Source organism: Pseudomonas sp. GW821-FHT12A04 (genome assembly GCF_058807755.1).
This window is the reverse complement of record NZ_JBXAQZ010000003.1, coordinates 103,074-120,579: the sequence shown is the minus strand read 5'-3', so window position 1 is coordinate 120,579 and position 17,506 is coordinate 103,074. Positions and strand designations below refer to the sequence as shown.

Annotated in this window: 10 protein-coding genes; 5 read left to right on the top strand and 5 right to left on the bottom strand. The window is 60.0% G+C overall.

The window, feature by feature from the left end:
• Positions 1–74 precede the first annotated feature (74 nt).
• Positions 75–2,549: a UvrD-helicase domain-containing protein gene (locus AC1RS8_RS05955; RefSeq protein ID WP_489338532.1), complete on the bottom strand. Its 2,475-nt coding sequence runs from the start codon at positions 2,547–2,549 to the stop codon at positions 75–77.
• Positions 2,550–2,828: 279 nt separating this feature from the next.
• Here AC1RS8_RS05955 and AC1RS8_RS05950 point away from each other — a divergent pair, with 279 nt between their 5' ends.
• Positions 2,829–3,524, top strand: coding sequence for a pirin family protein (locus tag AC1RS8_RS05950; protein WP_102670283.1), 696 nt, complete (start codon positions 2,829–2,831; stop codon positions 3,522–3,524).
• Positions 3,525–3,722: 198 nt separating this feature from the next.
• On the opposite strand, the gene pgm is transcribed toward AC1RS8_RS05950, so the two are convergent.
• The 4 genes from pgm to AC1RS8_RS05930 all read right to left on the bottom strand — a co-directional run bounded on the left by pgm (position 3,723) and on the right by AC1RS8_RS05930 (position 9,984).
• Positions 3,723–5,369 (bottom strand): phosphoglucomutase (alpha-D-glucose-1,6-bisphosphate-dependent), encoded by a 1,647-nt coding sequence (gene pgm / locus AC1RS8_RS05945; protein WP_489338533.1) that lies wholly within the window; start codon positions 5,367–5,369, stop codon positions 3,723–3,725.
• A 112-nt stretch (positions 5,370–5,481) separates the two neighbouring features.
• The gene (locus AC1RS8_RS05940; RefSeq protein ID WP_340311950.1) at positions 5,482–6,882 is read right to left on the bottom strand and encodes an aminotransferase-like domain-containing protein; all 1,401 of its coding nucleotides are present in this window, start codon (positions 6,880–6,882) and stop codon (positions 5,482–5,484) included.
• Between the two features lie 40 nt (positions 6,883–6,922).
• A complete protein-coding gene (locus AC1RS8_RS05935) occupies positions 6,923–8,413 on the bottom strand; it encodes a hypothetical protein (RefSeq protein ID WP_489338534.1) in 1,491 nt (496 codons plus the stop codon).
• Positions 8,414–8,961: 548 nt separating this feature from the next.
• Positions 8,962–9,984: a zinc-dependent alcohol dehydrogenase family protein gene (locus AC1RS8_RS05930; RefSeq protein WP_090455285.1), complete on the bottom strand. Its 1,023-nt coding sequence runs from the start codon at positions 9,982–9,984 to the stop codon at positions 8,962–8,964.
• A 270-nt stretch (positions 9,985–10,254) separates the two neighbouring features.
• On the opposite strand from AC1RS8_RS05930, the gene AC1RS8_RS05925 reads away from it, so the two are divergent.
• The 4 genes from AC1RS8_RS05925 to AC1RS8_RS05910 all read left to right on the top strand — a co-directional run bounded on the left by AC1RS8_RS05925 (position 10,255) and on the right by AC1RS8_RS05910 (position 17,358).
• Positions 10,255–11,172 (top strand): LysR family transcriptional regulator, encoded by a 918-nt coding sequence (locus tag AC1RS8_RS05925; RefSeq protein WP_090455287.1) that lies wholly within the window; start codon positions 10,255–10,257, stop codon positions 11,170–11,172.
• 319 nt (positions 11,173–11,491) lie between these two features.
• The gene (gene mexE, locus AC1RS8_RS05920) at positions 11,492–12,745 is read left to right on the top strand and encodes a multidrug efflux RND transporter periplasmic adaptor subunit MexE (RefSeq protein WP_057714781.1); all 1,254 of its coding nucleotides are present in this window, start codon (positions 11,492–11,494) and stop codon (positions 12,743–12,745) included.
• A 12-nt stretch (positions 12,746–12,757) separates the two neighbouring features.
• Positions 12,758–15,937: an efflux RND transporter permease subunit gene (locus AC1RS8_RS05915; RefSeq protein WP_057714780.1), complete on the top strand. Its 3,180-nt coding sequence runs from the start codon at positions 12,758–12,760 to the stop codon at positions 15,935–15,937.
• Positions 15,937–17,358 carry an efflux transporter outer membrane subunit gene (locus tag AC1RS8_RS05910; RefSeq protein ID WP_057714779.1) on the top strand — a complete coding sequence of 474 codons (1,422 nt, stop codon included), beginning with the start codon at positions 15,937–15,939 and terminating at the stop codon, positions 17,356–17,358. The genes AC1RS8_RS05915 and AC1RS8_RS05910 overlap by 1 nt, the downstream gene beginning before the upstream one ends.
• Positions 17,359–17,506 lie beyond the last annotated feature (148 nt).

The window sequence follows — 17,506 nt, the reverse complement described above, 5'->3', positions numbered from 1 at the left end:
TAACGCGTATTTACTGGCTAACCACGGCGCTCTTGAATCCATCGCGAGCAAGCTCGCTCCTACACCTACAGAAGTCAGGCGGTGATTTGGCTTTTACGATGGTCGACAAAAAACGCTTTGCCCTTGCCGATCCGGTCGGAGGCCTTGGGCATGTTCGCGGCCTGGGTGTCTTGTGCGTCGACGTACCAGTAGCAATGGCTGACAGCGCGGGTAATACCCACGTAGGCCAACCGCAGGATCTCGTCCTTCTGGGCATTGTCATAGGGCTCGCTGTCGCCGGCCTTGCCCAGGCCCGCCATCCGGTAAACCTGATTCTTGTAAGGTGAACTGGTCAGGTGCTGGCAGTCGCCCAGCAAAAACACGGCATCGGCCTGGAGGCCCTTGGCGCTGTGATACGTCAACTGCTTGAGCCTGCGAGCCTCATACGGCAAGCTGGAATCAACATTAAGTACTGATTTAATATGCTCTTCTATCAATAACTTATCGCTGCTTTTTCGATAAAGCATCAAGATCGAATCGCCCTTTCGATAATGCTCCATCAGGCGTTGGGCCATGCCCTGGTCATCTCGATCAAGGACGTTCACCGGCAGCAATGCCTTGGGTTCACCGCTGGCCTTGGCTTTCTTCCCGGCAATCGCCGGTGCTGCGCGCACGATGTGCTCGGCGGCATCGATGATGTGCTGGTGGCTGCGGTAGTTGTCGCTGAGCATGACCTTGGTGGTGCTCGGCGACGGGAACTCCTTGTTGAAATCCATGAAGTAGGTCGGCGAACTGCCGCGCCAACCATAGATGGACTGCCAGTCATCGCCCACACAGAGCAACGAGGAACGCTGGGCTCCGCGCCCGACGTGCATGGCTGGCCCGCGACTGCGGATCTCTGCCAGGCTGGCCCTGATCCAGGAGACGATCTGCGGCGAGACATCCTGGAATTCGTCGATCATCAGGTGTGACAGCGGCCGCAGCAGTTCATCGCCGAGCAGTTTGAGATTCTCCGGCGAATGTTCGCTGAACAGGGCGAACATTCGGTTGTAGGTCATGATCGGCGGCTTCTGATCCAGCAAATGATCTTCCAGCGCCCGCCAGTACAGACTCAAGGCTTCAAAGAAGAACCGGTCGGGATCGTCCTTGGCGAAACTCATCCGGGCCACGGCGCCCGGCACGTCCAGCCCGAGGTTTTCGATGAACCCGGCGGCGGCGACAAAACAATCGAGCAGTGGCGCTGAAGCGAGCTCGCCCTTGACCTTGTAATCGAAACCCGGCCCGGCGCTGGCATCACCGGCGAGCGAGGCCAGAACACGTTTTGATGATTCGTAACTATCTAGCCATATCAATGGCTTACGACAGAAAGCTTGAAACAGGGTGCGCTTTACTGCCCACTCCGCGCGCACCGACAGCTTGGCGTTTGGTCGCGTGACCTGCGGGTTCTCCCGAGGATCGAACCCCAGCACCACCCAGGCATCCAGCGACGGGATGTAGCCGTGACAATGGAATGTCGAACCGTTGATATCGAACGACTGGCGATTTGGTTCGATGCCCTTGATGGGCCAGGCACCGGCGCGAAACCACAGGTCCTCGATGGCGTCGCACAGCTCCTCGTCGCGCTTGGCCGCAAGCTCGGTAACGCCCATGCGTTTTTGCACATCCGGGTGATCGCGCTCCAGCTCCTTGAGTTGCAGGGCATGCCGGGACAATGGCTTGATCAACTCGCGAAAACGCTCATCGTCACGGTGCAGACGGTGATAGCAGGCGTTGAGCTGCTGGCGTTGGGCGTCGTTGATGCGCAGATCGAACGGATTGCTGTCGACCTCCTCGTCCCCCTGTGCAGCCCGCAGGCTGAGGTTCTCGAAAGCATGTAAACGCTCGAAACCCGGAAGGCTGCGCACCATCGGCAGGATCCGCGAGTGAAAGGTGCGCACCAGGTCCCGCGCCTCCTTGAAACTGATCCCGCGGCCCCAGAGCGCAAACAGTTCGATCAGCTTGTTGATGAAGTCCTTGCGCGACTCACGGGTGAAGGTCACCACCGTCATCGAATTCAGTTCGAAGCCCAGGTAGTGGGTCAACAATAAGATACGCAGCACCAGCGTGGTCGATTTGCCCGCACCGGCCCCCGCGATCACCGAGGTGGACGGGGTGTCGCTGAAGATCATTTTCCACTGTGCGGCACTGGGTTGGGCATGGGCCGGCAACAATCGGGCGACATCGGTCTTCATGCGCTTCTTCAGCTCGGCGCTCAACGGCAGGCGCCAGTCGTCGAACAACAGGTCATCGACATTCGGCGGTTGGTGTTCAGTGCAGCGCGAGTCGCGGATCAGCAGGACCTGCCGGCCCTCTTCCAGCCCCTCGAGCTTGCCTTCCCTGTAGCCGTAATCGACCCCGGCGCTGTGACCACTGCGAAAACCGTCGGCCTGGCCATGCAACCACGACGCCCGATGCTGTGCGTGCAGGCGGGTCAGGCTGTAGCCGAAGAATCGGGCAAGCAATCGCTTGATCAGCGGCATCTCGGCCAGTGGGCGAAGTTCGGGAGGGAGATCGGGGGTGTGTTGCGGCACGCGGACTGACTCCAGGGTGTGAGGCTGTTGAGCGCTATGGTGTCTGCATTTGCCGTTGAGTTCTAGTGAATTGCTTATGACTCATTGGCTTATGCGATGAAGTGAAGGTTGGATGAGAAACTTTCGAAGTTATTTCATATCAATCCATTCGATAGGAATGCAGCATTTTTTACGCTTTTTATCGATTGTTGCCTGTTGGATGATGGCCGTCATCACTCACCGGTCTCGCTTTGTGGCTCAGGCACCTGGCCCCATGACGAACCTTTTCTGGAGACGATCATGCTTGAACTCAGACCTTTCAACTCGCTCGGCGGTGCTCACCACGGCTGGTTGGATGCCCACCATCATTTTTCGTTCGCCGAATACTACGATCCCAAGCGTATGAACTGGGGCAACCTGCGGGTCTGGAATGACGACGTGATCGCGCCCGGCACCGGTTTCCCGCAACACCCGCACCGCGACATGGAAATCATCACCTATGTCCGCGAAGGCGCCATTACCCACCAGGACAACCTTGGCAACAAGGGTCGTACCGAAGCGGGTGACGTCCAGGTCATGAGCGCCGGCACCGGGATTGCCCACAGCGAGTACAACCTGGAAGCGACACCGACCAGGATTTTCCAGATCTGGATCATCCCGAACGAGTCCGGCCTGGCGCCGTCCTGGGGCGCCAAGCCGTTCCCGAAAGGTAACCGCGAAGGTTTTGTCACCCTGGCCAGCGGCAAGGAAGGTGACGATCAGAGCCTGCGCATCCGTGCCGATGCCCGGCTGGTGGCCGCGAACCTCAAGGCCGGCGAATCCGCCGAGTATCACCTGGACAACGGTCGTCGCGCCTACCTGGTACCGGCCACGGGTGTCATTGAGGTCAATGGCTTACGTGCACAAGCTCGAGACGGCGTAGCCGTTGCCGATGAGCAGGTGCTGCGGGTGACGGCCATCGAGGACAGCGAGATTGTTCTGGTGGATCTGGCTTGATTCGCTGAGCGCAATCGCAAATAAAAAGGGGCGACCGCATTGGTCACCCCCTTTAAGTGGCTGCAGCCAACCCCTGTGGGAGCGAGCTTGCTCGCGATGACGGCCTGGCATCCAACATTGATTTTGACTGACAGTCCGCTATCGCGAGCAAGCTCGCTCCCACAGGGTTATATGCAACTCCAGTGGGAATTACGCCGTTTATTTTGCGGAAATGGCACCATCCACCAGCGTTTGCGCCTCGGCCACCAGTTGCTTGAGGTGGTCGTCGCTGACAAAGCTTTCGGCGTAGATCTTGTAGATGTCTTCCGTGCCCGACGGACGCGCCGCAAACCAGCCGTTCTCGGTCATGACCTTGAGACCACCAATGGCCTGGTCATTGCCCGGTGCGTGGCTGAGGATGCTCTGGATCGGCTCACCGGCCAGTTGAGTCGAGGTGACCTGTTGCGGCGACAGCTTGCTCAGCAGCGCTTTCTGCTCCGGATTGGCCTTGGCGTCGACCCGTACCGAGAACGGCTCACCCAGTTCATCGGTCAAGGCGCGATACGCCTGACTCGGGTCGCGACCAGTCCGGGCCGTCATCTCGGCGGCCAGCAGGGCCGGAATCAAACCGTCCTTGTCGGTGCTCCAGACACCGCCGTCCTTGCGCAGGAACGAGGCACCGGCGCTTTCTTCGCCGCCGAAACCCAGGGAGCCATCGAACAGGCCGTCGGCAAACCATTTGAAACCCACCGGCACTTCGTACAGGCGACGCCCCAGGCGCTTGGCCACGCGATCGATCAAGCCGCTGCTGACCACGGTTTTACCCACGGCGGCATCGGCGCGCCATTGCGGACGATTCCGGAACAGGTAGTCGATGGCAACGGCGAGGTAGTTGTTCGGTGCCAGCAAGCCACCGGACGGCGTGACGATGCCATGGCGGTCGTGGTCCGGATCGCAGGCAAACGCCACGTCGAAGCGCTCTTTCAGGCCGATCAGGCCTTGCATGGCGTGGCTGGACGATGGGTCCATGCGGATCTGGCCGTCCCAGTCGACGGTCATGAAGCGGAAGGTCGGGTCGACCTCTTTGTTCACCACATCCAGGTCCAGGCGGTAATGCTCGGCAATCGCCGACCAGTAGCGCACCCCTGCTCCACCCAGTGGATCGACACCCAGGCGCAGCTTGGCATCGCGGATCGCGTCGAAGTCGATCACGTTGATCAGGTCGGCGACATAGGTGTTGAGGTAATCGTGACGATGGGTAGTGCTGGCCTTAAGTGCCTGCTCGTAGCTGATGCGCTTGACGCCAGCGAGCTTGTTGGCCAGCAGTTCGTTGGCCTTGGCTTCGATCCACTTGGTGATGTGGGTATCGGCCGGGCCACCGTTGGTTGGGTTGTACTTGTAGCCACCGCTTTGCGGCGGGTTGTGGGACGGCGTGATAACAATGCCGTCCGCCAGGCCAGTGGTGCGTCCACGGTTGTAGCAGAGAATCGCATGGGAAATGGCCGGTGTCGGCGTGTACTCGTCACCTTCGGCGATCATCACGGTCACGCCGTTGGCTGCAAGTACCTCGAGGGCACTGGCGCCGGCCGGCGTGGACAGCGCGTGGGTGTCGATACCGACAAACAGCGGGCCATCGATGCCTTGAGCTTCGCGGTACAGGCAGATCGCCTGGCTGATCGCCAGAACGTGCCATTCATTGAAACTCAAGTCGAACGAGCTGCCACGGTGCCCCGACGTGCCGAAGGCAACGCGCTGGGTGGAAATCGCGGCATCAGGCTGGCCGGTGTAATAGGCCGTTACCAGTCGCGGGATGTCGACCAACAATTGTGCCGGTGCCGGTTTACCCGCAAAAGGACTGAGTGTCATGCAAAACCTCTGGAATAGAGTGGTTCAGGAATTGGGTCGCAGTTTACTGGCAGTTTGACCGCAAGGCGATGGGATCGATCCGCACAGTGGAGGTTGTTATTTTTTGTCTCACTCACTCGATTGATTCCAGACGCAGCGCATCCCCCAGCAATCCCAGCGCGGCCGCCAGATTGTGATCGCCACCGAAGGTATGGCTCAGGCGCAGATGCTGTCCGTGCAGACCGTGGAGGCTGAACAACTCGCCTGGTGCGATGACCACCTGATGCGCCAGCAGGCGCTGGAACACACGACGGACATTGACCCGACGCAACGAGCGCATCCAGATCGTTGCACCCCCTTGCGGCTCGACGAAATGCAAGGCATCACCCAATCGCTCCTGTAACAACAGGGTCATTTGATTCTTGCGGTCATTGAGCAGCCGCCGCAGCACCAGCAGGTGTTGGTCAATGCGACCGCTGCTATACAAACGGGCAATGGCTTTCTGGCGTATCGGCGAGAGTCGGAAGGACCGCAGCAGAAAGTGCCGTTGCAACTCGGCGCTCAAATGCCTTGAAAGCAAAAAACCGTAGGGCGCTTCAGGTCCGATGACTTTCTCGAACGTGGAAAACACTATCAGCCGTTCAGGGTCCAGCAAGTCTCGAAAGCGCAGGGTGCCCAGGTCGAATCCGAGTTCGCCATAACAGTCGTTTTCCAGCACCCAACTGTCATGGGCGGCCAACAGCCGGGCAATGGCTTGTCTGTTGTGGTCAGGCGCCAGGCTGCCACGGGGCATGTTCAGGGCCGATGACAGCATCACCAGCCTTACCGGTTCGGTATCGAGCAGCATTTCAAGACGTTCCGGATCCAGACAGGCATCGGCTTGCACGGGCAACTCGATCACCCGCACGCAGGCGGCTTGAAACAAACGCAGGATCGTCCAGTCGCACGGCGATTCGACCACCACCGTGGCGTCTTTCAAGCCCAGCACGGCGATCAGGATTTCCAGTACACCGCGCAGGTCGGCGCCGATGTAGACATCATCGGCGTGCCAGTAACGCATGGGAGACGTGGTGTAGCGTGCTGCCAGGGCGGCGCGCAATTCGAGTTCGCCGCAGGGTTGCGAAGGCGACTGCGGCTGGCGGGGATACTGGCGCAGCAACTCCCGCTCCAGCAGCAACAAAGGACTGTCCAGTGGCTGCAATAACGCCGGTTCATCGGCGCTCAGGACCAGCATCCCCGGGCGCCTGGCATTGACGTAGACCGCTTCCAGCAAGTCGCTGCCGCTGTCCTGCAGGTTGATTGCGGACACTGGCAATGCGTAGTAACCGGACTTGGCCACCGAATACACCCGCCCTTCTTTCTCCAGCAGCGAATAGGCGTACTGAATGGTCGAGATCGACACATTCAGACGCTCAGCCAGGTGCCGCAGCGACGGCAGGCGGATGCGCGAATCCCCTTCAGACTCGTTGATCAGGCTGACCAGGTATCGATAAACCGCTTGATAGGCGAAATCCGTTTCTCGTGGACCTTTCATCGGCGAAGGCCATTTGCATTGACTGAAAATCCACCCACGTTCAGTGACCCGCTGACCATTCATCCACCAACGTGCTGTCAGCATCAGGATCGTCCAGCGCATTTTGCGACACGGCCCTTGGGATGATTGCTTCAGCCGCCCCGCCAGCGTCTGCGGGCGTCCACTCCATGCGGTAAAGCCGGCCAATCAGGCTGACGGGCAATCCGCTGACATCAATCATCCATTGCATGATCTGTTCGGCGACCGGATGCCCCTGCATGGCCTTGTGCAACTCGGGCATGGCCACCAGCATGCCCGGATGGCACTGACGCAGAAAACGCTCGAGCCCCGCACCTTTTTCGGTAAAGGGCGCAAACAGCAGGCACACCAGTTGTGCTTCGCTCAGGCCCAGATTCTTTTGTGCCTCGGCCGCCGCTCGGGCGCGCAGTTCGACCAGTGTCGCCGGATTGCCGAAGACCTCGATGGCCTGCTCGCACAATCGCTCGGGCAAGTGCTTGCGGCGCATCATCACCAAGGCCCGTTGCAGGTATTGCGCAACACCGGATTCGTAATTGCGATTCTGCACGAAGCACGCGTGCAACCCTCGGACGTGCGCCGTGATCGACGGGCTGACGAATTCGTTGTCGCTGATCTGCGCGGACAGTTCGTCAGGCTGGAACCCGAGAAATTCCGTCAACAATGGCCAACGCTCTTCCAGGTTGCTGACCAGCAGGTCGTGAATGTCGATGCAGGCCGTACGACGGCAGGTTTCGAAGCGCTCTTGCGGACGCCACCGGGCCTGGCCGTAATCGGCGTAGAACCCGTGATAGCAGTCGCTGCCCAGTTCATCGAGCAATGCAAACAACCCAGCATAGCCCGGCTCGCCCGCAGGCGAAGGCTCGAGCCCTGCCTTGGTGGCGGCGCGCCTCAAGCCGTCGATGAACTGCTTTTGCTGACGCGGCGTGTCACTGATGAGCAAGGCGTCGACACCGCCATCCCAGCGAGCGATTTGTCCGTAGAACTCTCCCGTGGCCAGATAACCGTCATCCCAAAGGTCGAACCCACCGCGCCACTCCCGGCGATGGCCGATCAGCAGCAGGTTCAGGCGGCTGGACTCGCGGCCGGCGTCGGAGATCGGCGCCAAGTGGTTGAACGGCAAGACTTCCCGATCATCGACCATCAGTACCTCGACCCGGGGATCGTCATAGACAAACAATGCGCTGTTGGTCCGGTGCATGTTTTCCACGGCCGCGCCGCTTGTGCCGTTCAACCGTAACGAGGCGATGCGCAACTGGAATGTCGCCGGTGTCCGCGTGGCGATGGTCAACTGTGCAGCACGCAACAAAGCCAGGGTGTAGCAGTTGTCACGAGCCCCGGACTGGATCGCCAACACCTTGTAATCGCCAATGTGCTCCATGCCCCCGGCCGCTACTGCCAGGCGCTGAATCAACAATTGCAATGCAGTGCGTTCGGCACGGGAAAAAAAACCCAGCAATCGCTGCAGCACTTGTTGATAGACATAGTTCATCGCTTGGTCATGGATGCTGGTCATCTTTATTTACCTGATACTCGTAAGTTCAATATCGTGCAGACACCAAATCCCGTTGGACTGTCGGCGCGAATGGAGTCATGGACTTTATTGCCAAATGCTAACACTTGAATTTTCTTGAAATCATTTGAAACGATCGCAGCACCCCCTCGACTTAACGACAAAGGTGGGGCTGGAACGCCCTGCTGGCAAGGGTTTGCTGATTTGAAATCGGAGTCCTAGGAAATATCCGACAAAGTCCCACAGACACTTAATACAAGAAACAAGGAAGGAAGTTGCAGCTGTCTTTTTGGCAACTAGCCAACGGCCAACTAATTTGGAGATTTGCACCGATGGCGCACATTGAAAAGTTTCAGCCTGACACCCGGCCATGACTCATTCCTTGAGATGAAAGTAATCATTCAATTATCAGGGCTTAGTGGCTGATTAGAAGCTACAGATTACGGGCAAAAACCAGTTCAGTTGCTGGACCGGCCTGCTGATCGACGGCTTTCGGGGGGCTCAAACGAAAGAGTCCGTGTGGGCACGGACTCTTGGGAGGACTGTAAGTGCTACGCCGGCTCGACCTGCAGCGCGACCCGTTCGCGACACGGGCATTCGTCCATGTAGCGGTGTGCTTCGACAAACTCGGCAAACGGGAAGACCCGAGTCTTGAGCGGCAGCAGAACGCGGTCGGCGGTCAGCTGGTTGATGTCGCGCAAGGCACGTTGCAGTGCGGCCTGGTCCTGGGTGATGCCCAGTTCCGGCTTGCCCGTGAAGTTGCCGATACAGTGCACGAAGAACTGAATGTTCTTCTGGAACGCTGCGCAGGCCGGGAAAGGTGTCTGGTTGCCACCTTGCAGGCCGTACAGCACCAGGCTGCCGCGAGGCGCCAGCACATCGCCCAGCAACGACATCTGCGGACCGCCCAAACCATCGAACACCACATCTACGCCACGGTTATCGGTGATTTTGTTGATCCGCATCAGCAGATCTTCTTCCTCGGTGACGATCACTTTCTCGGCACCCAGCGACAGCAGGTATTCACGTTCCTCCTCGGTCTTGGTCGCGGCGATCACTCGAACACCCAAGGCCTTGCCCAGTTGTACGAACGAAGGTCCGGCGCAATGACTCGCGTCAGTCACCAGAACAAATTGCCCGGGCTTGACCCGTGCCAGATCGGCATAAGCGAAATAGGCGATCAACAACGGCGTGTAGTGCACGCTCGCTTCAATCGGGGTAAGCACATCCGGATAACGGGTGACTGCCGAGCGCGGCAGAACGATCTGCTCGCCGTAGACCGGGTAGTCGTTCGGGCTTTGGGCCGGAAAGCTGGCGACCTTGTCACCGACCTCCAAGTCATCGACGCCATCACCGACAGCGGTGACGATACCGGCCATCTCCTGGCCAAGGCCTGAAGGCAGTCGTGCATGGGACGGGGCCAGGTTCTGACGCCAGAGAGTGTCATACCAACTGATGCCAATCGCCTCGACGCGCACCTGCACTTCGCCCGGTGCAGGCAGAGCCGTCGCATGCTCTTCGCATTTGAGCACCTCGGCTGGACCAAACTTGTGAAAACGTATCGTGCGGGACATCGCAAACCTCGCCAAATAAACCTCTAATGCCATGAACTCTAGCCGGGCTTTCAACCCAACACTATCTGTGGCTATTAATAGTCGACATGCCTGTCATTGATTCCGCAGCGGCGGCAACATCGTCAAATGTCGTAAGAAACCGAAGCAGCCTATGTAGGAAAAACTGAATTACCCGGTGCAGAGTACCAGTCTTTCCCCGTAATATTCCTGCTGGCCATTGTTCTCATATGGCCGCCCACGTCAAGCTTGCTGACTCTGCCAGGACTCCAGATGAATCGTAATGACCTGCGTCGTGTCGACCTGAACCTGTTGATCGTTTTCGAAACATTGATGCACGAACGCAGCGTGACCCGTGCTGCGGAAAAACTGTTCCTCGGCCAGCCAGCCATCAGTGCGGCGCTCTCGCGCCTGCGCGGCCTGTTCGATGATCCCTTGTTTGTGCGTACCGGCCGCAGCATGGAGCCGTCCGCCAGGGCGGTCGAGATCTTCGCCCTGCTCTCCCCGGCACTGGATTCGATTTCCACCGCCGTCAGCCGTGCGGCCGAGTTCGATCCTGCCACAAGTACCGCCGTGTTCCGCATCGGCCTTTCGGACGACGTCGAGTTCGCCTTGCTGCCAATGCTGCTCAAGCGCCTGCGTGCCGAATCCCCGGGGATTGTGCTGGTGGTACGTCGGGTCAACTACATCCTGATGCCGGGGTTGCTGGCATCCGGTGAGATATCCATCGGTGTCAGTTACACCACCGACCTGCCGGCCAACGCCAAACGCAAGGTACTGCGCCGCAGCCAACCGAAGCTGTTGCGCGCCGACACCGTGCCGGGGCCGTTGAGCCTGGATGATTACTGCGCTCGCCCCCATGCACTGGTGTCGTTCGCTGGCGACCTCAGCGGCTTCATCGATGAAGAGCTGGAAAAGCTCGGGCGCAAACGGCATGTGGTGCTCGCCGTTCCCCAGTTCAACGGGTTGAGTACCCTGCTCGCCGGAACCGACATCGTGGCGACGGTGCCGGACTACACAGCCGATGCACTGACTGCCGCTGGCGGAGTGCGGGCCGAAGATCCGCCGTTGCCGGTTCGCAGTTTCGAGTTGCACATGGCGTGGCGCGGGTCCCAGGATAATGATCCGGGGGAGCGCTGGTTGCGGTCGCGGATTCAGATGTTTTTCGGGGATCCGGATAGTCTGGCCTGATCCTGATTTTGCATGAGGGCTGCTGGCCTCTTCGCGGGCAAGCCCGCTCCCACAGGGATTTGGGAACAGCGAAGATCCAATGTGGGAGCGAGCTTGCTCGCGATGGCCGCAACACGGTTCCAGATCTGACTATTGCATCCAATGCAACACACAATTGTCATCAATCCAGTTGATGACGACCGAACACAAGGCGCAGGCTAGAGGGCTGGCTTGGGTCTTATATCATTCCGGATGATAGTTACCTTCGCCCCATTCGATTCGTGAGATACAAACTCGCCGCGCATCATTCGCCAATCTCAACACATTGGCGGATGCATCCATGGAACAGTCACTCAAACATTTGCGCTTCCCGTTGGCTTTGTTGGCCGTAGTGGTGATCAGCGCTTGCGGCAAGGCCCCGGAAACCGCCGCCAGCATGCCAGCGGCCAAGGTCAGCGTGGCCAAGGTGCTGGAACAGCCGGTCAACGAATGGGACGAGTTCACCGGCCGTCTCGAAGCGCCGGAAACCGTCGAGATTCGTCCGCGGGTCTCCGGCCAGATCGATGAAGTGGCGTTCACGGAAGGCGCCCTGGTCAAGAAAGGCGACCTGCTGTTCCAGATCGACCCGCGTCCGTTCCAGGCTGAGGTCCGCCGCCTCGAAGCACTGGTTGCACAATCGCGCGCCAATGCCACCCGCAGCGAAAACGAAGCCCAACGCGGTGAGCGCCTGCGCACCAGCAACGCGATTTCCGCCGAACTGGCCGACTCGCGGACCAGCGCCGCCCAGGAAGCCCGCGCCGCGGTCGGCGCCCTGCAAGCGCAGCTGGATCTGGCCAGGCTGAACCTGAGCTTTACTCGTGTGACTGCTCCAATCAGCGGCCGCGTCAGCCGTGCGGAAATCACCGCCGGTAACCTGGTGACTGCCGACACCACCCCGCTGACCAGCGTGGTCTCCACTGACAAGGTGTACGCCTACTTCGACGCGGACGAGCGTGTGTTCCTCAAGTACACCGAGCTCGCTCGCCAGGGCAAGCGCGGCGCCACCACCCCGGTCTACATGGGCCTGTCCAACGAGGACGGCAACCCGCACCAGGGCGTGATGAACTTCGTCGACAACCAGGTCAACCCGAAGACCGGCACCATTCGTGGGCGCGCCGTGTTCGACAACAGCGATGGCAGCTACACCCCGGGCCTGTATGCACGCCTGAAACTGGTGGGCAGCGGCACTTACAGCGCCATGCTGATCAATGACGAAGCGGTCGGCACCGACCTGGGCAAGAAGTTCGTGCTGGTGATGGATGCCGACAACAAGACCGCCTACCGCGCGGTGGAGCTGGGTCCGAAGATCGAAGGTCTGCGCATTGTGCGCAATGGCCTGAACAAGGACGACACCATCATCGTCAAGGGCCTGCAACGGGTGCGCCCTGGCTCACCGGTCACCCCTGAAGTGATTCCGATGGCCAGCGAACAAACCCTCGCGGCACTCGCACAACAACGCCAAGCGCTGGAAGCCAGCAACCTGCCCCAAGTCGCGCCTGCCAGGGTTGCGCCGGGCACGGCTGTGAAACTGGCCGCCACGACCCCACGCGGTTAAGGGATTTTTACGATGAATTTTTCCCAATTCTTCATTTCACGGCCGATCTTTGCAGCGGTGCTTTCGCTGCTGATCCTGATCGCCGGCGCCATCTCGCTGTTCCAGCTGCCGATCAGCGAATACCCGGAAGTGGTACCGCCGACCGTTGTGGTTCGTGCCAACTTCCCGGGTGCCAACCCAAAAGTCATCGGTGAAACCGTGGCCGCTCCACTGGAGCAAGCCATCACCGGTGTCGAGAACATGCTGTACATGTCCTCGCAGTCCACCGCTGACGGCAAGATCACCCTGACCATCACCTTTGCGCTGGGTACTGACCTGGACAACGCACAGGTGCAGGTGCAGAACCGTGTGACACGGACCGAGCCAAAACTTCCCGAGGAAGTGACGCGCATCGGTATCACCGTGGACAAGGCTTCGCCCGACCTGACCATGGTTGTGCACTTGACCTCGCCGGACAAACGCTACGACATGCTTTACCTGTCCAACTACGCCTTGCTCAACATCAAGGATGAGCTGGCGCGTCTGGGTGGTGTCGGTGATGTGCAGTTGTTTGGCATGGGCGATTACTCCCTGCGTGTCTGGCTCGACCCGAACAAGACCGCTTCGCGCAACCTGACCGCCACCGATGTGGTCACGGCGATTCGTGAGCAGAACCGTCAAGTGGCAGCCGGTGCCTTGGGTGCGCCTCCTGCACCGAATGCCACGGCCTTCCAGCTGTCGGTCAACACCCAGGGCCGTCTGGTTTCCGAGGAAGAGTTCGAGAACATCATCATTCGCTCTGGCGACAACGGTGAAATCACTCGCCTCAAAGACATCGCTCGCGTCGAGCTGGGCTCCAGCCAGTACGCCCTGCGTTCGTTGCTCAACAACCAGCCGGCGGTGGCGATCCCGATCTTCCAGCGTCCGGGTTCCAACGCCATCGAAATCTCCAACGAAGTGCGGTCGAAAATGGCCGAACTGAAGAAGAACTTCCCCGAAGGCATGGACTTCAGCATCGTCTATGACCCGACGATCTTCGTGCGCGGCTCCATCGAGGCGGTGGTTCACACCCTCTTCGAAGCACTGATCCTCGTGGTACTCGTGGTGATCCTGTTCCTGCAAACCTGGCGCGCCTCGATCATTCCGCTGGTCGCTGTGCCGGTATCGCTGATCGGTACCTTTGCCGTGATGCATCTGTTTGGCTTCTCGCTCAACGCCTTGTCACTGTTCGGCCTGGTATTGGCGATCGGTATCGTGGTGGACGACGCCATCGTGGTGGTGGAGAACGTCGAGCGGAACATCGAACTCGGATTGACCCCGGTTGAAGCGACCAAAAAAGCCATGGGCGAGGTAACCGGCCCGATCATCGCCACGGCGCTGGTGCTGTGTGCGGTATTCGTTCCGGCGGCGTTCATTTCCGGCCTGACCGGCCAGTTCTACAAACAGTTCGCCCTGACCATCGCGATTTCCACGGTGATCTCGGCCTTCAACTCCCTGACCCTGTCGCCGGCGCTGGCCGCGGTATTGCTCAAGGGCCATGACGCGCCGAAGGACCGATTCTCCAAGGTGCTGGACAAGATTTTCGGTGGCTGGTTGTTCCGTCCGTTCAACCGCTTCTTTGAAAAGGCCAGCCATGGTTATGTCGGCACCGTTGCCCGCGTGATCCGCTCAAGCGGTATCGCCCTGCTGCTGTACGCCGGCCTGATGGTCCTGACCTTCTTCGGTTTCTCCAGCACTCCGACCGGTTTCGTCCCCGGCCAGGACAAGCAATACCTGGTGGCCTTCGCGCAACTGCCGGATGCCTCGAGCCTGGACCGTACCGAAGACGTGATCAAGCGCATGTCCGAGCTGGCGCTGAAACAGCCCGGCGTGGAAAGCGCCGTGGCCTTCCCGGGCCTGTCGATCAACGGTTTCACCAACAGTCCGAACGCCGGCATCGTGTTCGTGACCCTCAAACCGTTCGACGAACGTAAAGACCCGAGCATGTCCGCCGGTGCGATTGCCGGTGCCTTGAACGGCCAGTACGCGAATATCCAGGAAGCCTACATGGCGATCTTCCCGCCGCCGCCGGTACAAGGCCTGGGCACCATCGGTGGTTTCCGCCTGCAGATCGAAGACCGGGGCAACCTGGGCTACGAAGAGCTGTACAAGGAAACCATGAACATCATCAACAAGAGCCACAACGTGCCGGAACTGGCCGGCCTGTTCACCAGCTACACCGTGAACGTGCCCCAGGTCGATGCCGCCATCGACCGGGAAAAAGCCAAGACCCACGGCGTCGCCGTCAGCGACATCTTCGACACCCTGCAGATCTATCTGGGTTCGCTGTATGCCAACGACTTCAACCGCTTTGGTCGCACCTATCAGGTCAACGTTCAGGCCGAACAACAGTTCCGCCTCGAATCCGACCAGATCGGCCAGCTGAAAGTGCGTAACAACAAGGGCGAGATGATCCCGCTGGCGACCTTCATCAAGGTCAGCGACACTTCGGGCCCGGACCGCGTGATGCACTACAACGGCTTCATCACCGCTGAAATCAACGGTGCGGCAGCCCCCGGCTATAGCTCCGGCCAGGCCGAAAAAGCCATCGAGAAACTGCTCAAGGAAGAACTGCCCAACGGCATGACCTACGAATGGACCGACCTGACCTACCAGCAGATCCTGTCCGGTAACACCGCACTGTTCGTGTTCCCGCTCTGTGTGCTGCTGGCGTTCCTGGTACTGGCGGCTCAATACGAAAGCTGGAGCCTGCCACTGGCGGTGATCCTGATCGTACCGATGACCCTGCTGTCGGCCATCACCGGTGTGATCGCCTCCGGCGGTGACAACAACATCTTTACCCAGATCGGTTTGATCGTATTGGTGGGGCTTGCCTGCAAGAACGCGATCCTGATCGTCGAGTTCGCCAAGGACAAACAGGAGGAAGGCTTGAGCCCGCTGGCGGCGGTCCTGGAAGCGTGCCGTCTGCGTCTGCGGCCGATCCTGATGACCTCCTTCGCGTTCATCATGGGTGTGGTGCCCCTGGTGTTCTCCAGCGGCGCCGGTGCCGAAATGCGCCACGCCATGGGTGTCGCGGTGTTCTCCGGGATGCTTGGGGTGACCTTCTTCGGTCTGTTGCTGACGCCGGTGTTCTACGTACTGATCCGTAACTTTGTCGAGCGCGGCCAGGCACGCAAAGCTGCCAAGGCCACCCTGAAGCTGGAGTCGCACTGATGAGTTTGAAAGCCTTCCTGCCGAGCCTGCTGGTACTGGCCCTGAGTGCCTGTGCCGTGGGCCCGGACTACAAGACGCCAACCACCGAGGCGGCCAACATCACGGCCGCCACCGATGGCGCCGCCGGCCAGAAGAACTTTGACCGTTCGCGTTTCGAAGGCATCTGGTGGCAGCAGTTCGAAGACCCGACCCTCAACCAGTTGGTGACGCAATCCCTGCAAGGCAACCGTGATCTGCGCGTCGCCTTCGCCCGCTGGAAAGCGGCGCGGGCGATCCGCGATGACGTCAGCAACGACGCCATGCCGACCATCACCAGCCGCGTCAGCAGTGACCTGGGCAAAGGCCAGATTCCGGGCCAGACCACCGACCGGGTCAACAGCGAACGCTATGACCTGGGCCTGGACATGGCCTGGGAAATCGACTTGTTCGGTCGCATCCAGCGCAACCTGGAGTCGGCCAACGCCGAGCAACAGGCATTCGAGGCCGATCTGTACCAACTGCAAGTCACCATGATTGCCGAACTGGTGGACTCCTACGGGCAACTGCGCGGCGCGCAGTTGCGGGAGAAAATTGCCCTGGCCAACCTGGAGAACCAGCAGGAGTCGCGCAAGATCACGGTCAGCCTGCGTGATGCCGGCGTCGGCGACCAGCTCGATGTGGAGCGCGCCGATGCGCGACTGGCGTCGGTTGAGGCCAGCGTGCCGCAGCTGCAGGCCGAACAGGTTCGGCAGAAAAACCGCATCGCCACCCTGCTGGGTGAACGTCCGGACAAGCTGACCGTGGACCTGAGCCCGAAAGACCTGCCGGCGATTGCCAAGGCCTTGCCGATCGGCGATCCGGGTGAACTGCTGCAACGTCGTCCGGACATTCTCAGTGCCGAACGCCAACTGGCTTCGGCCACCGCGCGTATCGGCGTGGCCAAGGCGGATCTGTTCCCGCGGGTCAGCCTCAGCGGCTTCCTCGGCTGGACTGCCGGACGTGGTTCGCAGATTGGTTCTTCGGCGGCCAACGCCTGGGCGCTGGGCCCGAGCATCACCTGGGCCGCGTTTGACCTGGGTAGCGTAAAAGCCCGCATACGTGGCGCCGACGCCGATGCCGAAGGCGCCCTGGCGACCTACGAGCAGCAAGTGTTGCTGGCCCTGGAAGAATCGGAAAACGCTTTCAGCGACTATGGCAAACGCCAACAGCGCCTGATCTCGCTGATTCGCCAGAGCGAGTCCAGCCGCTCGGCTGCCGACCTGGCGCAAATCCGCTACCGCGAAGGCACGTCCGATTTCCTCGTACTGCTTGACGCCCAGCGTGAACGCCTGGCGGCCGAAGACACCCAGGCCCAGGCCGAGGTTGACCTGTATCGCGGCATCGTCGCGATCTACAAGGCCCTCGGTGGTGGCTGGCAGCCGGAGACGGTCGCGAGCAAGTAATACGGTTTTTAAAGCGCTCCTTTGGTTGGCCGCAACCAACCAATTTCCTTGCCCTGCGTCTCATTCGGTCGCGGGGCTTTTTTTTGCCCTGAAAAAGGCAGTACACACCCCCTGTGGGAGCGAGCTTGCTCGCGATGACGCAGGCACC

Excerpts from the sequence above, each read along its gene's own strand:
- AC1RS8_RS05950 (WP_102670283.1), top strand. The coding sequence starts at position 2,829 with ATGCTTGAACTCAGACCTTTCAACTCGCTCGGCGGTGCTCACCACGGC.
- pgm (WP_489338533.1), bottom strand. The coding sequence starts at position 5,369 with ATGACACTCAGTCCTTTTGCGGGTAAACCGGCACCGGCACAATTGTTG.
- AC1RS8_RS05940 (WP_340311950.1), bottom strand. The coding sequence starts at position 6,882 with ATGAAAGGTCCACGAGAAACGGATTTCGCCTATCAAGCGGTTTATCGA.
- AC1RS8_RS05935 (WP_489338534.1), bottom strand. The coding sequence starts at position 8,413 with ATGACCAGCATCCATGACCAAGCGATGAACTATGTCTATCAACAAGTG.
- AC1RS8_RS05930 (WP_090455285.1), bottom strand. The coding sequence starts at position 9,984 with ATGTCCCGCACGATACGTTTTCACAAGTTTGGTCCAGCCGAGGTGCTC.
- AC1RS8_RS05925 (WP_090455287.1), top strand. The coding sequence starts at position 10,255 with ATGAATCGTAATGACCTGCGTCGTGTCGACCTGAACCTGTTGATCGTT.
- mexE (WP_057714781.1), top strand. The coding sequence starts at position 11,492 with ATGGAACAGTCACTCAAACATTTGCGCTTCCCGTTGGCTTTGTTGGCC.
- AC1RS8_RS05915 (WP_057714780.1), top strand. The coding sequence starts at position 12,758 with ATGAATTTTTCCCAATTCTTCATTTCACGGCCGATCTTTGCAGCGGTG.
- AC1RS8_RS05910 (WP_057714779.1), top strand. The coding sequence starts at position 15,937 with ATGAGTTTGAAAGCCTTCCTGCCGAGCCTGCTGGTACTGGCCCTGAGT.